The sequence below is a fragment of the bacterium genome, from assembly GCA_023150945.1.
Classification (GTDB): Bacteria; Zhuqueibacterota; Zhuqueibacteria; order Zhuqueibacterales; family Zhuqueibacteraceae; genus Coneutiohabitans.
This window is the reverse complement of sequence record JAKLJX010000037.1, coordinates 24563-40888: the sequence shown is the minus strand read 5'-3', so window position 1 is coordinate 40888 and position 16326 is coordinate 24563. Positions and strand designations below refer to the sequence as shown.

Annotated in this window: 11 protein-coding genes and 1 pseudogene; 4 read left to right on the top strand and 8 right to left on the bottom strand. The window is 60.5% G+C overall.

The genetic code is table 11. The annotated features are described in order from the left end of the window. Window positions 1-451 precede the first annotated feature (451 nt). The 4 genes and pseudogenes from L6R21_26865 (at window position 452) to L6R21_26850 (ending at window position 5177) form a co-directional block, all read left to right on the top strand. Entirely contained in the window at window positions 452-1480 is a 1029-nt protein-coding gene (locus L6R21_26865; GenBank protein ID MCK6562828.1) for a metal-dependent transcriptional regulator, read from the top strand. Then, complete coding sequence (locus tag L6R21_26860; protein ID MCK6562827.1) at window positions 1477-2295, top strand: 50S ribosome-binding GTPase; 819 nt, start codon at window positions 1477-1479, stop codon at window positions 2293-2295. Before L6R21_26865 ends, L6R21_26860 begins: the two co-directional genes overlap by 4 nt. A 173-nt stretch (window positions 2296-2468) precedes the next feature. Then, window positions 2469-3839, top strand: a pseudogene (locus L6R21_26855) (ferrous iron transporter B). Between the two features lie 186 nt (window positions 3840-4025). After that, on the top strand, window positions 4026-5177 hold the full coding sequence (locus tag L6R21_26850; protein ID MCK6562826.1) for an ATP-binding protein: 1152 nt from the start codon (window positions 4026-4028) through the stop codon (window positions 5175-5177). Window positions 5178-5214: 37 nt separating this feature from the next. Here the strand turns inward: L6R21_26850 and L6R21_26845 are convergent, their stop codons facing one another. From L6R21_26845 to L6R21_26810, 8 genes are all read right to left on the bottom strand, one after another. Continuing rightward, entirely contained in the window at window positions 5215-7056 is a 1842-nt protein-coding gene (locus tag L6R21_26845; GenBank protein MCK6562825.1) for an N-acetylmuramoyl-L-alanine amidase, read from the bottom strand. A 20-nt stretch (window positions 7057-7076) separates the two neighbouring features. After that, a complete protein-coding gene (locus tag L6R21_26840; protein ID MCK6562824.1) occupies window positions 7077-7520 on the bottom strand; it encodes a nucleoside 2-deoxyribosyltransferase in 444 nt (147 codons plus the stop codon). Next, on the bottom strand, window positions 7517-8752 hold the full coding sequence (locus tag L6R21_26835) for a LeuA family protein (GenBank protein ID MCK6562823.1): 1236 nt from the start codon (window positions 8750-8752) through the stop codon (window positions 7517-7519). Before L6R21_26835 ends, L6R21_26840 begins: the two co-directional genes overlap by 4 nt. Window positions 8753-8976: 224 nt before the next feature. Further along, complete coding sequence (gene bshA, locus L6R21_26830) at window positions 8977-10101, bottom strand: N-acetyl-alpha-D-glucosaminyl L-malate synthase BshA (protein MCK6562822.1); 1125 nt, start codon at window positions 10099-10101, stop codon at window positions 8977-8979. A 36-nt stretch (window positions 10102-10137) separates the two neighbouring features. Continuing rightward, entirely contained in the window at window positions 10138-10515 is a 378-nt protein-coding gene (locus L6R21_26825) for a hypothetical protein (protein ID MCK6562821.1), read from the bottom strand. 60 nt (window positions 10516-10575) lie between these two features. Continuing rightward, window positions 10576-11346, bottom strand: coding sequence for a bacillithiol biosynthesis deacetylase BshB1 (bshB1, locus tag L6R21_26820; GenBank protein ID MCK6562820.1), 771 nt, complete (start codon window positions 11344-11346; stop codon window positions 10576-10578). 86 nt (window positions 11347-11432) lie between these two features. Further along, entirely contained in the window at window positions 11433-12596 is a 1164-nt protein-coding gene (locus L6R21_26815; GenBank protein ID MCK6562819.1) for a Fic family protein, read from the bottom strand. Window positions 12597-12960: 364 nt separating this feature from the next. Beyond that, complete coding sequence (locus tag L6R21_26810; GenBank protein ID MCK6562818.1) at window positions 12961-16302, bottom strand: AAA family ATPase; 3342 nt, start codon at window positions 16300-16302, stop codon at window positions 12961-12963. Between the last annotated feature and the right edge of the window lie 24 nt (window positions 16303-16326).

Sequence of the window (16326 nt, the reverse complement as noted above, 5' to 3'; positions counted from 1 at the left end):
GGCCTTTAAATTGTGCATGTCTACAAGATAACACAAAATATTTAATTGTAAAGCTTATTTTTTAACAAACCCTTAGCATGGTATCTCCCTTAATCCTGCGTCGATGGCGCCTCGGGGCCTTCACTGGCGACCTCATTCAGGACCGGCAATATACGCCGGAATAGATTCACATAGAAGGCATATTTGGCAATATTGGCGCAGTCGGCCAAGCGGGGCCGAGCGTTCCGGCAATGCCTCAAATTCTCAAAAAATTGTCTTGTTTGTTTCTGGGACAAGCACTATTGTTAGACGTACCTAAATTTTATTTTAGGTCATCGGCTAAAGAGACCCAAAAATGAGCTGCTCAGAATTATCGAACGGAATGAATGCTGGCAAGGACAGCCTGAACACAGTGTGACACGATGCTGCTTCGCTCAGTTGGAGCAACACAACACGATGCGGAGATGAAAAAATGATAGATCCATTATTTGCCCTGCTGGCAGCTCTCGGGCTGTTGGCGCTGGCGGGAACAGTCTTCTGGCCCAACTACGGGTTGGTCGCGCAATTGCACAAACTCAACCGCACCACGCAAAAGGTGTTGATCGAGGACGCGCTCAAGCATCTCTATCATCAGGAAGAGAAGGGCCGGAAGGCAACGCTGGAGAGCCTGTCCGGGGCGCTGAGCATCAGCCGCGACCATGCCGCCCGGCTGCTCACCAAGCTCGAAACCGTCGGTTTGATTGTCTCCCAGCAAAACGGCTTTGGCCTGACGCCGGAGGGCCGCTCCGATGCCCTGCGCATCATTCGCGTGCACCGCTTGTGGGAACGCTATTTTGCGGATGAAACCGGCTTGGCCGCCACCGAGTGGCACAACGAGGCGGAAAAGCGCGAGCACATCACCACCGCGGAAGAGGCGGAGGAACTGGCGCGGCAGATGAGCAATCCGCTGCACGATCCGCACGGCGATCCGATCCCGACTTCGGGCGGCGAGTTGCCGCCACAGGAAGATCAACCGCTCACTGACTTGGAGGCCGGCACGCTTTGCCGCATCGTGCACATCGAAGATGAGCCGGCAGTGATCTACGCGCAACTGGCCGCGCAGGGCTTGCATCCCGGCATGATCATCCGCGTGTTGGACAAATCGCCCGAGCGCATTCAATTCATCGCCAATGGCGAGGAAATCAAACTGGCGCCGGTGGCAGCCGCCAACGTGAGTGTGGTGCCGCTCGCCAACGGCCATGAGATGGAAGGCCCGTTCGAGTCGCTGAGCGCACTGCAGACCGGCGAGGCCGGGGTGGTGCTCGGCATCTCGCGGAATTGCCGCGGCCAGCAGCGCCGCCGCTTGATGGACCTGGGGATCGTGCCGGGCACGACGGTCTCCGCGGAGCTCTCCAGCGCCAGCGGCAACCCCATGGCCTACAACGTACGCGGCGCGCTCATCGCGCTGCGCCAGGATCAAGCGAGCTTCATCTACATTCAGCGAAAGGAGAAGGAGGCATGAGTCTGCCGGTCGCACAATCTGGCTGCGAAACCTGCCCGGTGCATCACACGGGGAATTTGATCAAGCTCGGCGTGAACATGGAATCGTTCGACTACGTCGTGGCGCTGGCGGGCAACCCCAACACCGGCAAGAGCACGGTGTTCAACGCCCTGACGGGCCTGCGGCAACACACTGGCAACTGGCCCGGCAAAACTGTGACGCGCGCCGAGGGCGGATTTGTCTATGCGGACAAGCGCTACAAGATCGTGGATTTGCCGGGCACCTATTCGCTGCTGTCCACCAGCACCGATGAGGAAGTCGCGCGCAATTTCATCCTGTTCGGCCAGCCCGACGTCACGGTGATCGTGGTGGATGCCACCCGGCTGGAGCGCAATCTCAATTTGGTTTTGCAGGTTTTGGAAATCACCAATCGCGCGGTAGTCTGCCTGAATCTCATCGACGAAGCGCGGCGGCACCGCTTGACGATCGACGAACGGCTGCTGGCCAAAGAACTGGGCGTGCCGGTGGTGCCGGCGGCCGCGCGCCGCGGCTTGGGCATGCCGGAATTGCTGCAGCAGTTGCAGGCGGTTGCCACCGGCGAATTCGTGTGCAAGCCGCGCCGCATCAAAAGCGAGTCGCGCGGATTGAAACATGCGCTGGAACAATTGACCGCCATGCTCGCCACGAGATTCCCCGGACTCTCCAACGCGCGCTGGGTGGCATTGCGGCTGCTCGAAGGCGATCCGCGCATCATCGAAGCCGTGCGCAGCGGTGAGATGACGGCGCTGGCCCAAGCCCAGCAACTGCAGCCGGCGGCCGCCCTGGCAAAAACCTGAAAGGCCAGCGATCCGCGCGGTAATCGCGAGGCAAATCGCAGCCGCGCAGCTCGCGCCAGCAGATGCAACCCAAACTCGCATTGACACAGGATATCCCGATGAGCACCGACAGCAAACCCGCTCCAGCGTCCTCCGAGACGATTCTGGCGACCGCCAACCACCTGCGTTGGGAGGTCGGCGAATATCTGCATGATTCCCTGATGGACACGATCTATCAGGAGGCCTCGCGCATCGCGACGAAAGTGGTGACGCCGGCCGGCGAAAAGCCGAGATTCAACTGGGATCGTGCCCTCGACCGGTTACTGACCAGCCGCCTGACCGGCGTGCCCGTGATGCTGCTGCTGTTGACGCTGGTGTTTTGGCTGACCATCGCGGGCGCCAATGTGCCCTCCGGTCTGATCGCCTCGTTTTTGATCGACACGATTCACCCAATGCTCAAAGGCCTGGCCACTACGATCGGCATGCCGTGGTGGCTCGACGGCCTGCTGTTCGACGGCATCTATCTCGCCGCGGCCTGGGTGATCAGCGTCATGCTGCCGCCCATGGCGATTTTCTTCCCGCTGTTCACGCTGCTGGAAGACTTCGGCTACCTGCCGCGCATCGCATTCAACCTGGATAATCTCTTCCGCAAATCCGGCGCGCACGGCAAGCAGGCGCTGACCATGAGCATGGGCTATGGCTGCAACGCCGCCGGCATCATCGCCACGCGCATCATCGACAGCCCGCGCGAGCGCTTGATTGCCATCATCACCAACAATTTTGCCCTGTGCAACGGCCGCTGGCCCACGCAGATTCTCATGGCTTCTCTCTTCATCGGCGCGATGGTGCCGGCCGCCTGGGCCGGGTTGGTGTCCGCGGCCGCGGTCGTGGGCGTGGCGCTGTTGGGTATCTTTTTGACATTCGTGACCTCCTGGTTTCTCTCGCGCACGATTCTCAAAGGCGAAGCCTCGACTTTCAGCCTGGAACTGCCGCCCTATCGCCCGCCGCAGATTCTGAAAACATTGTACACCTCGCTGATTGATCGCACGATCTTCGTGCTCTGGCGCGCGGTGGTGTTTGCGGTGCCGGCCGGCGCGGTGATTTGGCTGTTGAGCAATATCAGCCTCGGCCAAGCCAGCCTCGCCGAGCACGTGATTCACTTCTTCAACCCCTTCGGCCTGTTGATTGGGTTGAATGGCGTGATCCTGCTGGCCTACGTCATCGCGATTCCCGCCAACGAGATTGTCGTGCCCACGATTCTCATGCTGTCGGTGCTTACCGCCAAGATCGCGGGCTTTGGCGCCGGCGCCGGCGTGATGTTCGAGCTGGAAGACGCTTCCGCCTACATGGCCGTGTTCAACGCCGCCGGCTGGACGACAATGACCGCGGTCAATCTCATGCTGTTCAGCCTGGTGCACAATCCCTGCTCGACGACCATCTACACGATCTACAAGGAAACCGGTAGCGCCAAGTGGGCGGCCTTTTCCGCGCTCATGCCGATCGTATTGGGAATGGTGATTTGCTTCTTCGTGGCGCAGGTGTGGCGGTTGGTGGGTGGGATGTAAGAAAGCCGCGCGGCCGCATGGCCTGGAAGCCTCCTCAAACTGAATGAAACGCGCTACCGTTCAGGACGAAGTGCCCGGGCGATGGTGTTTTCTGACGGGCGCTCGACCAATTCCCAACTTGCCTTTCAGATTGAATTTTTGCATAATTTTGTCAGCAAATTGACAGAATTCATAAGAATCCGGTCCATGTACATAGCGCAAGCACAAATTGAGAACTTGAAGGCAGTACTCGAGCCGGGAAAGGTCGTTGTGCTCTATGGTGCTCGGCGAGTCGGCAAGACGACCTTGATCCGCAATTTCCTCGAGCACTGGCGGCGGGAAAATCCCGCCGAGGCTGAGCGTGTCTTGTTTGTGAATGGTGACGACATCGTCGTTCGCCAGTTTCTGGGCAGCCAGTCCCTCCAGCGACTGAGAGAGTTTGTTGGCGAACACTCGCTGCTGGTGGTGGATGAGGCCCAGTATGTCGAGCAGATTGGCCTCAACCTCAAGCTCATTGTCGATCACCTGCCCAGTATCAAGGTAATCGCCACCGGCTCGTCTTCATTTGAACTGGCCCGGGACGTCGGAGAGCCGCTGACCGGCCGCAGACACGTCTTGCGATTGTTCCCGCTGGCGCAAATGGAAATCGCCCGGTACGAGAAGCGTCATGAAACCGAGGCCAATCTCGAAACGCGGCTGCTTTATGGCTCCTATCCTGAAATCGTGACCATGGCAGGCAAGACGCAACGGGAAGAATATCTGCGGGAGCTGGTCAATGCTTATCTATTGAAGGATGTTCTTGTGCTCGAGGGGATTCGGCACGCCAACAAATTGGTGCAGCTTCTGCAATTGCTCGCCTTCCAGATCGGCAAACAGGTTTCTCAACAGGAGCTGGGCAGCCAACTGGGCATGTCGAAAAACACCGTTGCGCGTTACCTCGACCTGCTGGAAAAGGTGTTCGTGATCTATCCCCTGCCCGCCTTCAGCCGCAATTTGCGCAAAGAAATCGCCAAGAATCAGCGCTACTACTTCATTGACAACGGCATCCGCAACGCCGTGATCAGCAATTTCAATCCCTTCCCCATGCGAAACGACCTGGGTCAACTGTGGGAGAACTACCTGATCACAGAACGAATGAAACGGCAGGAGTATCTCAAGCAGTTTGCCCGTTTCTGTTTTTGGCGCACGTATGACAAGCGGGAGATCGATTTGATTGAAGAGCGGGAAGGCCGGTTGTTTGGCTATGAAATGAAATGGCAGCCGCAAGAGGCCAAGCCGCCCAAAGACTGGCTGTCCGCCTATCCCGAGGCGAGCTTCCACACCATCCACCGCGAAAACTACCTCGATTTCATCTGCTGAACCGCAGGCACACCGCCGCGCACTTGCCGCCCTCCCCTCACTTCCCCTTCACAATCGCCTGCGCCACCGCTGCGACGAACCGCTGGCGAAACTGATGCGAGCGCATGTTCATCAAGTCGCCGGAATTGGCGAGATTGGCGGCCTCCAGCAGCACCGAGGTCGGCACGCGGCTGTAGCGAATGATGCCGGGCGTCCACTTCCGGCCGCCGCGATAGACGTATTGTCGAATCGGCTCATAAGTGTGCACCGGCAGCCGCGCGCGCCGGAACGAGGCAATCAAGCTGCGGGCAAAGTCTTCGCTCGCGGCCTCCGCTTCATGATTGTCGCGCGCGGCATATGAAATCGTGCGATTGCGACTCTCCGCATACTTGTCGTACACGCCATCCCACCACGCGCCGTAACTCTCGATGCGTTCGCGCGCGCCGGGGTAATACACCATCGCGCCGTTCACCGCGGGATGCAGATGATCGAGATGAATGCTGATCAAAAGGATGTTGGCCTTAGGCACGCCCGAGCGCAGCAGCCGCTCGTAGATGGCATCGATGAGATTGATGCGCAGATTCAACGCGACGCGGCTGTCCTCGATAAAATAAGGCGGCGTGACCAGCACGTAGTTGTGGCGTTTGTCGCTGCCGCCGTTGCTCGTGGCGGCGTTGGCGCGGCTGCCCACCAGCGGATGCACCACCACGCCGGCCGGCTCGAGCTCGCGCTGCAGCCGGCGCATCAAATCAAACGCCAGATCGGCCTCGCGCCAGCCGCGCATCATGGTGCCGGGATCATTGCCGCCGTGGCCGGCATCCAGAATCACATGCAATTTGCCGGGCCGCCGCTGCAAGTGCGGCCCCGGCTCCTCCTCACCGTCCGCCAGCAGCGCTTCATCCACCAACCGCAGCGGAATGCGAATGGCGGTGCCGGCGGGAATCGCGGTCTCATCCCGGATGCCATTCAAGCGCATGAGCTGGCGCGCAATCTGGTTGACTTCATCGGCGTCGACGCGGCCGGTGAAGCGCACCACCACGGCGCTGTACAGCGCTTCGCCGCGTTGCAACTTGTAAACGCCAAACCATTCACCGCCGATTTTGCGGAATTTCAACGCCGGGTCGCGTGAAACCGGCCGCTCCGCTGAGCGCGTTGACCGCACCGGCACCGCCGCCGTGTCTTGCGGCAGCGCCACAAATTCCGGAAACGAAGTATTGCGCAATGACTTTGCCAGCAGGCTGGTGGGAATGCGCAGGCGCTGCCCGCGGCTCAAGGGCGTATGCGGCGCGAGATTGTTTTCCTTTTCCACCGCGGTGTAGTTCCGGCCGTCGCCGGTATAGGTTTCGGCGATCGCCCACAAGGTCTCGCCCTTGTAATGCACCACGTGCATCCACCCCTCTTCGTTTTCAACATTGGCCGGAAAGACCTGCAGCAGAGCCTTGCGCTTGTATTCATAATTCAACAGCGCGAACGGCACCTCGACAAAGTCGCCTGAATCAGTGCGGGTGAGGGTGGGCGAAATCGTTGACCACGTGGCAGGATCATACAAAATGCGATCGCCCAGCGCCGCATTTCGGCCTTCCGCCGAATTCACCTTGATCAAAACAGAAACGCGATTGTCCTTGAATTGCGCGACGATCTTGTCTTCGCTCGGCAAAGCCTCGGGCAAAAGCGTGTCGGGTTTGCTGGGAATTTCGACGGGAAGCTCGGCAGGCGCGACGGTATCAGCGACAACAGCGACGTGCAGACTGTCCGGCTGCGGGGCATGGGTTTGCGGCAGGCGCTGGTAGGGCTGCAGACAGCCCGCCAGGTTGAGAACAAAAACAAAGGCACCGCTCCACAGCGTGAGTGTTCTTATGAGAGTGGCCACCGGGGCATAACATTCCTTGAGCAGTTTCATGCCATCCTTGCTGCCTGAGTTCATCCTGAAGAAACGGGTTGATTATCGTAGAGCCGCCGGTGAAAGCGGCGAATTTCCTCCTGCCATTCCGCCTCCTGCGCATAGAAGCGAACCGCAAGATTGGGATCGGGATTGCCGGTAAGCATGCGCGTCAGAAAAATTCCCTGTTCGCACAGGCACAAGACCGGCCGCCGGTGCTGCAGCGCAATAGCAATCTCATAGCCCACGCCCAGCGAGGGTGTGCTGACTTCGGCGAGCAGGCCATCACTGCTCGCCACCAGGCTGAGGTCGCGGCGAAAGATCTCCGCCGCGCTGAGCTGCGCTTCCTGCTGCAGAACCTGGGCGTGCGCCACGTGTTCGCTCAACACCTCTTCTCCCATGTCCTTGAGAAAGGCGACCATGCGCTGGTAAAGCGGCTGGCGCTGCCGGCCGCCGCTGATGGCGCCGGAGAAGTAGATCTTCAATGGTCGAGTGATCGCAGCACCTCGTGGATTTCGTCATCGCTCATGTTGCGATTCATGCTTTTGGCGGCGCTGAATATCGCCTCGATGCGCGGCCGGCTCGGCTCGAAGCCGTGGGCGGTGAGCCAGTAGATCACGTTCGATTCGCCGCTCATGTGGCCGATCTCGATTTCCTGCCGGCGGCCGAACCAACTCGCGGGCACGCCGGAATAAACCAGATCCGCAAGCCAGTCCTGCCCCTTCTTGCGTGCTTTGATGATGGCTGCCGCATGCACGCCGGTGCCGGTGCGAAAGGCGTCGCGGCCAAACACCGGATAGTTGGCAGGCACCGGCACGCCGCAAGTGCGCGCGACCAAATCGCAGTATTCCTGCAGCGCGGTCAGATCATTGTCGATCCAGCCCAGCAGTTTGCAATTCACCAGCATGAGATCGAGCGGCGTATTGCCGACGCGTTCGCCGATGCCGAGAATCGTGCCGTGCACGCGATCGGCGCCCGCCTCGATGGCTGCCAGCGTGTTGCTCAGCGCCAGGCCGCGATCGCGATGACCGTGCCAGTCCACTTTCACCGCGGGATTGATCGCCTGCACGGCTGTGCGCACGAATTGCACCAGGCTGCGCACTCCGGCGGGCGTGGCGTGGCCGACAGTATCGCAGACCACCACCCGCGTCGCGCCGGCCCGCACCGCCGTGGTGTAGAGCAGCTCCACCGTGGCCGGATGGGAACGAATGGTATCTTCGGTGACGAACATCGAAGGCAGCCCCTGCTTGACGACGAACGACACCGCCTTCTCCACCGTGTGCTGCAGGAAATTGATGTCCCAATTTTCCGCGTAGAGGCGCACCGGGCTGGAGCCGAGAAAGGTCGCGGCTTCGATGGCAATGCCGGCCTGTTGCGCGATTTCGACGATGGGAATGATGTCAGTCTCCACCGTGCGCGCGGCGCAGTTGGGAAAGATGCCGAGATCATGGTTCGCGATCTCGCGGGCCAGGGCCAGCACGTCGGCGCGCGCGCGCGGGCCGGCGCCGGGCAGGCCAATGTTGGCGGCCTGCAGCCCCAGGCGGTGCATGAGATGCAGCATGCGCAGTTTCTCGGCAATCGGCGGATCGGTTACGGACGGCGATTGCAGCCCGTCGCGCAGCGTTTCATCATCGAATTCGACCGGCTGGCTGGGTTTGAAGCTGCCGGCGACGGTGTTCCAATCATAGATGAGTTCCTGTTCAGTGGGATTGGCCATGGCCTGCCTCGGTTGACATTTCGTGTCCGTCCGAAATCGTGAACTCTTGCGAAGATGCTCCTGCGACGGCTTGGCGGTGGCATCAAAATTCTCAAGATTTTCACGACACTAGAAGTTTGGGAACCTCGGCAACGCCGAGGGTGGAACAATTTCAGACAGACACCACTTGCACTGCCTGGCGGCCGCACGATGCGGCGCCGCCCGCTCGACCACACCATCAGGAATCAACGCGCCGACAATACTTCCTCATAGAACAATTGCCACTCGGGCATGATTTTTTCGATATCGAACTGCGCGGCGCGCGCGCGCGCGCTTTTGGAAAAGGCAATATGCCGCTCGGGATCGGAAAGCAGCTCCAGGGCGGCCTCGGCCATGGCCGCAGTTTCGCCGACCGGCAGCAGAAAGCCATTTTTGCCGTGTTCCACCACCTCCGGCAGGCCGCCGGCATTGGTGCCGATCACCGGCACGCCGCAATTCATCGCCTCCAGCGCCACCAACCCGAAGCTTTCCTGTTCGGTCGGCAGGAAAAACAAATCCGCGCAGCGCAGGATGTCTTCGAGATAATCCACCGCGCCGAGAAAGCTGACAGCGTCGCGCAGCCGCAATTCCTTCACAAGCTGCTGCACGAACAGGCGCTCCGGGCCTTCTCCCACCAGCAGGAGCTTGCAGGACAATTTTTCATGCAGCCGGGCGAAGATCCGCACCACGTCGCCGACCCGTTTCACCGGGCGGAAATTGGAGGCGTGCACCAGCAGCTTTTCGCCGGCGGGCGCAAACATCTCGCGCTTGCAAGGCCCGGCTTGGGCAGGCCGGCCTTTGCTCAGGTCAATGAAATTGTAGATGCGCCGGATCTCGCGCTGAATGTTGAATTCATCGCGCGTGCGCTGCACCAGGTAATCGGACACCGCGGTCACGCCGTCGGATTGCTCGATGCTGAATTTGATCACGTTGTAGAACGATTTGTCGGCGCCCACCAGCGTGATATCGGTGCCGTGCAGCGTGGTGATCACCTTCAGCCTGGTTGAATGGAGAATGTGCTTGGCGAGATACGCCGAGGTCGCGTGCGGCACGGCGTAGTGCGCATGAATCAGATCCAGGCCGTACTCCTGCACCACGTCCACGATCTTGTTGGCCAGGCCGATCTCATAGGGCGGATATTTGAAGAGCGGATAGGTGACGACATCGACCTCGTGAAAGAAGACGCGGGGATGAAACTCGCGCAGGCGAAAGGGAACGGCGTGACTGATAAAATGGACTTCGTGGCCGCGTTGCGCCAACGCCATGCCGAGTTCGGAAGCTACGACACCGGAGCCGCCCAGCGCCGGATGACTGACCATGCCGATTTTCATGCTGTTTCTCCCGGAGGCGGGAAGGCCTCGCCGTTGTTACTGCGCCCGCAGCGAGCGCGCCACCAAACCGATGCCGCCCGCCAGCAGGGTCAACATGATCAGGGTGTTGAACAGGCTGGTCGGACGAAAGTAAATGTCAATATGAGACAAAATGCCCGCAATAATGATCACGAAGCCGGCGCCGGTCAGCAGCCAGCCGATCATCGAACGGCCGTTGAAAAAAAGCATGCCAATGCCCACGATCAACGGCAGCAGCGACAAGCCGAACGCGTTGTATCCAAAAATCATCCAATAACCGCTGGTGACCGTGACCTGATTGAGCAGCAAGTAGCCGCCCGCCACCGCCATCATCATTCCAAGAAAGAATTTTCCGGCGCCGCCGGAAGTGCCGCCGGCGCCCTGGGGAAATTGCATCACCACCACTCCTGCCGATTTTGTGAAACAAATGCCAAACCACGGCTGCGGGCTGCCGCCTCAGGGAATCGTCTCGGCGCACCAGTCACCGAAAGCCGCCACCGGATCATCGAGGCGCACGCTTTCGCGCACGACGAAGGCCTCGCCGTATTGCACGCCAATCATCGCGCCCCACCTGCGGTTTTTCGCGGCAATGAATTCGAGGAAAGCCGGCCGCGAGATGACGGTCTGTTCCTCGCCATATTTGTGCATCTGCTCGCCGTGAAACTGCGATTCGTGCGCGCGAATCGCGGCCATCTTCTCTGCGAAGGTATCCGAAATGTCCACGATAAAACTCACCGGAACCTCGTAGCGTTCCGGCATGTAGAGCACGCGCAACGGCCGCCAGTGGTCCGGCGCTCCAGCGACTTCGCCGTTGGCTTGCAGCGGCCCCAGGTCGAGATTCTTCAGCCCGGAGATCAAAGCGGCATCGCGCACGAGATGCGCGGTGTGAATGTGATCCGGATGCCGTGCTTCCCAGTGCATGGTCGCGACCAGGCGCGGCCGCAATTGCCGCAGCAGGCGCACGATCTTCAGGCGGTTGAGCTGGGTTTCCTCGAGGCCGGCATCGGGAAGGTCGAGCATGCCGTAGCGGGCCACTTGCATGATTTTGGCCGCGGCGTGGTACTCCTGCTCGCGAATGGCCTGGGTGCCGCGCGTGCCGCTTTCGCCGCGGGTGAGCGTGTAGGCCGCGGTGCGATAGCCCAGGCGGGCGAGTTTGATCAACGTGCCGCCGCAGCCCAGCTCGATGTCATCGGGATGTGCGCCCAGAGCGAGGAAATCAATCGACATGGTTTGGTTCAATCCTGTTGGGAATCTCAGTCTTTAGGGCTGCGTGGCTTTCCGGCGCATACCATCGTCTGCCCGCCGCCTATGGTTCAGAGCGGCTCAGTCTCTTCGTTCAGAATCGCCAGATGGCGATCGTAGGCGAAGATGCGATGGCGGCGTTGGCCAGTCAACTCGCGCACCACGCCCAGCCGAACCAGATTCTCCACGCCTTTCGCAGCCGTGGGAAAAGTGATGCCGGCCCGGCTGCAAATCTGTGGCAGGGTCAAGAGGGGAGGTTCGCAGAACGTGCGGTGAACACGCAGCGTGTTGGCCGCCAACCGGCCGAGCTCCTCCAGCGTTTGCTCATCTTCCCGAAAAATCGTCACCAGCCGCTTTGCGGTTTGCACTGCTCGAGAAGCCGTCCGGTCAACACCTTCGAGAAAAAAATCCACCCAGGCCTCCCAATCTCCTTCGGAGCGGACCAAATCAAGCAAACGGTAGTACTCGCTGCGATGCTGTTTGAAAAAGAGACTCAAGTAAAGCAGCGGTTGCGAAAGCACGCCCTCAGCGTGCAGGACGAGAGCGATCAAGAGCCGCCCCAGCCGTCCATTGCCATCGAGAAAGGGGTGGATGGTTTCGAACTGTACATGGGTGAGCGCAGCCTTGATCAACGCCGAATACGGTGACTGCTTCTCATGAAGGAAACGCTCGAGCGCAGCCATGCCATCCTCCACCGCTCCGGGCGGCGGCGGCACGAAATGGGCATTGCCCGGTCGGGTACCGCCAATCCAGTTTTGTGTGCGGCGGAATTCTCCGGGAGCCTTGCTGCTGCCTATGCCGCGGGAGAGCAGCTCAACTTGCATCTCACGCAGCAGCCGGTTGGAAAGCGGAAAGCCTTCTTTCAGCCTTTTCAAACCATGATGGAGCGCGGCAACGTAGTTCGACACTTCACCGACATCATCGAGCGGCACGCCCGGCGTCTCTTCGAGCTCGAAAAGCAACAGGTCTGCCAAAGACGACTGCGTGCCCTCGATTTGGGAGGAGAGGACTGCTTCGCGACGCACATAGGAATAGAGAAACAAATCCGGGTTTGGCAGCAGAAGGGTAATACTGTCCAATCGCCCCAACGCCAGGGTGGCCCGTTCCAAACATTGCTGGCGGTCGGGCGTCATTTCCAGGGGCGGGTTGGGCGGCAACGGATACGGCAGAAAAGCTCGCACTTCCTCTCCGCCGATGGTGGTCACTTCGTAGTGGCCGGTCATACCACGCTGCATCGTCGGCACCTTGTTGATGTGCTGTTTCCGGTCTTCAAGCAAGACTGAACGTCAAATTGTGTGTGTGCCCGGATAGATTCTGCTTTTTCGACTAGCATTCACCTCGAATCACTCTCTTGGCGTATGCGACCGACAGTGCTCCCCAAAACTTCGTCTAGTCAAGACGAAACCAAACGGAAGTCTGCGGAGCTGCGATCATTGCAACCTCGTTCATCAGCGGCGCACTTCGTGAACCGCGCATATTAAAGATCCTTTAACACGTCCGGCGCCAATTAAAGGGAAAAACCGAATCGTCCAACTGACCTGGTGGCTGGCCGGCCACCCTTCCGCGTGGCCGCACGTCGTTTCATAAGCACACGGCCTGCTATCCTGCGTCGGCAAGTTCCGCCAGCAGCGTCTTCGCCTCCTGCAAATCGGCAGTGTCGAATCCTTCCGTGAACCAACCATAAATGCCCGATAGCAGATCGTGCGCTGCGCCGCTCCTTCCCTGCGTTTGCCACAGCCGGCTCAGGCTCATGGCCGCGCGCAATTCCCATGATTTTGCCTGTTGCTTGCGTGCAAGCGCCAGGGCCTGTTGGAAGCAGGCTTCTGCCTGGCGCTCATTCTCCTCGGGCGCGCGCGTCGGGTGCAGGCGATAAAGCTCGCCCTTGATCCGCCACTGCTCGGCCTCATCCTGGCGTTCGCCGCCACTGCGCGTGAGGGCGAGCGCCTCGTCGATCAAGGCCAGCCCTTCTTGCAGACGGCCCGTTTTGCCATAAGCTAGGGCACGCTGCGCCTTGCCGCCGGCCTCGCCGATCTGAGCGCCACCGGCCTGCAGGGAGGCAATGGCCCTGTCGATCATGCCAATGGCTTCTTGCTGCCGGCCTTGCTCGAACAGCAGAATGCCTTTTTGAATTTCTCCGCAGGCGCGCCAAAACGGAAACCCCTGTTCTTCCGCGAGCGCGATCAAGGCTTCGGCGCGCGCATGCATGAGATGACGTTCGCGCCGCAGCTCATGCGTACCGGCAGTGAAGTGGAGTGCGATCGCAAGCGTGAACGGATGCGCCAGCTTCTGTGCCAATTGCAGGGCTTCTTCGCTGTATTTCAGCGCCTGATCCGGATAGCCCAGCATCCAGGAAACGTGGGCAAGATAGATGAGCGCCACCACGCCGGGGTCTTCGCCGTAATCGTAAATGTCGGTGTGATGATCCGAGGGCAGGTAGAGATGAATGGCTTCGCGCAGATGCTCCTGGGCGGTGAGCAGCTCGCCGGCGCTGGCGGCAGAGACGCCCAAGGTCAGGTGCGCGGTCAAAAGTAGTTCGAGATCCTGCTTGGTTTCGGCGAGCAGCATGCATTCCTGCGCCAGCGCGTGCGCCTGTCGCAGATCGCCGCGCACCAACGCGGCTTTCCAGAGGCCGAGCATCGCCGAGGCCAGCCGCGGGGTTTGATTCAGGCGCTCGCACAACGTGCGCGCCCGGCTGTAGATCTTGCCCACCTCCGGCGAAGTGTAGCCCTGGCTGGCGGTCATCGCCACGCCCAGGTAAGTCAGCAATTCGACTTCCAACTGGTCGTGCTGGGCGTTTTCAGGGAGAAGCTGCAGCAGTTCCAAACCCTTGCTGAGATGGCCGATCGCCTCGGGATGCGCGGACCGCTGAATCGCTTTTTCACCGGCCCACTGCCAGTAGGCGATCGCGGTGTCATACAAGCCGGCCTCGGTATAGTGATGCGCCAGCAGCTCAGGCTGTTCGCAGGCCGTGTCATAGAACTTTTCCACCAGCGTTTGCGCGATGCGCTGATGGTATTGTTGCCGCCGGCTTTTCAGTAGCGATTGATAGGCGGCCTCTTGAATCAATGCGTGCTTGAAGGCATAGGTCACACTGCGGCTGCCGGCGCCGGTCTGCGGCTGCAGCAAACCGGCACTGGCCAACTGCGCCAGCCCCTGGCGCAGCGTCCTCTCCTCGACCAGGTCGACGGCGTTGATCAATTCGTAGGAAAATTCCCGGCCGATGGCCGCCGCCAGTTGCGCCACTTCTTTCACCGGCGCCAGACGATCCAGCCGCGCCATCAACCAATCCTGCAGCGTTGCCGGAATCGCCAACGGCGGCAGCGGGCCGATCAACTCGAAACGACGGCCTCCCTCGCGCAACAGGCCGGATTCGAGCACCATTCGCGTGAGTTCTTCCACGAACAGCGGAATGCCGTCCGTCTTGGTCACGATCTGTTTGAGCACGGGCGCAGGCAGAATTTTGTCGCCGGTGACCTGCGCTACCATCGTCTCGATCTGTTCCTGAGTCAAGCGATTCAGGTTGATCTGCGTGACGCGGGCATGGCCATGCCAGCCCGGCACGAACTCCGGCCGGGAAGTCAACAGCAACAGCAGGCGAGCAGGCGCTGGCATGTGCAGCATGCTCTCGAGCATGGCCAGCGTCGAGGGATCAGCCCAGTGCAGATCTTCAACTGCGAAGACCACCGGCTGCTGCTGCGCCATCTGCAGCAAGATGGCCTGCCAGGCTTCGAGGGTTTTCTGCTTCAGCCGTTGGGGGTTGAGGTTGGGCGCGACATAATCATCTGCCAGCGGCACCGCCAGCAAAGTGGCAAACAGGGGAAGAGCCTCGGCCACCGGTTGTTCTTGCTGCCGCAGCCAATCTTCGAGTTTGGTGATTCTGCGCTCGGCAGTGTCGTCCCGGCAGAAATCGAGCAGGCGCTGCAGCACTTCGATCAAGGGATGCAGCGCGCTGTTTTGATAGTAGGGCGAGCCTTGCGCTTCCAGCCAAACATGCGGCGTGCCTGCCAGGCTTTGCTTGAACGCCAACAGCAAGCGCGATTTGCCGATGCCGGCCTCACCATTCACCAGCACGGCCTGCGGCTCGCCGGTGATGACGCGCTGCCAGGCGGTCAGCAACTCCTGCATCTCCCGGTCTTTTCCCACCAGCGGCGTCAAACCCGACAGCATCGCCGCTTCCAGGCGGGTGTGCGCGCCGCTTTCATACAACACTCGATAGACCGCCAGCGGCGCGTTGAGGCCCTTGAGCAACTGCGTGCCCTGCGACTGCAGCTTGAAAAAGCCCTGCACGAGATGATGCGTGGCCGAGCTGATCACGACGGTGTTGGGCGCCGCCAGGGTCTGCAAGCGCGCGGCAATATTCGGCGCCGTGCCGAGTGCGAGCAGCTCGCGCTTGTCGCCGACGCCCATTTCGCCGATCACCACCAGGCCGGTATGCAAACTGACCCGCACCGCCAGGCTTTCGTTCTGGCGCGCGCGGAGCGACTGCATCTCCGCGACGATATCCAAACCCGCGCGCACCGCGCGGCGCGCATCATCCTCATGTGCCACGGGATAGCCGAAATAGACCATGATGCCATCGCCCAAATATTGTGCGATGTGGCCCTCATGGCGGCTGACGATCGCGGCGCACAGTGTTTGATAATGCCGCACCACTTCCCGCAGCTCTTCGGGATCGAGCCGGGCGGAGAGCGCGGTCGAGCCGACGAGATCGCAAAACATCACGGTGATTTGCCGGCGTTCCGGCTCGCGTGGCCGGAGGCGCTCGAAGGGCGCCGGCTCCGCCGCGGGGCCGAGCAAGCGCGTGCCGCATTGTCCGCAAAAGCGAAATTGTGGCGGATTCTCAAAATCGCAGTTTGCACAGCGCGCCGGCAGCGCCGCGCCGCACGCATCGCAGCATTTCACTGCCGCCGGATTTTCCTTGCCACAACTGGGACAGCGCATGCTCTGCACACTCCGGGTTGGGGG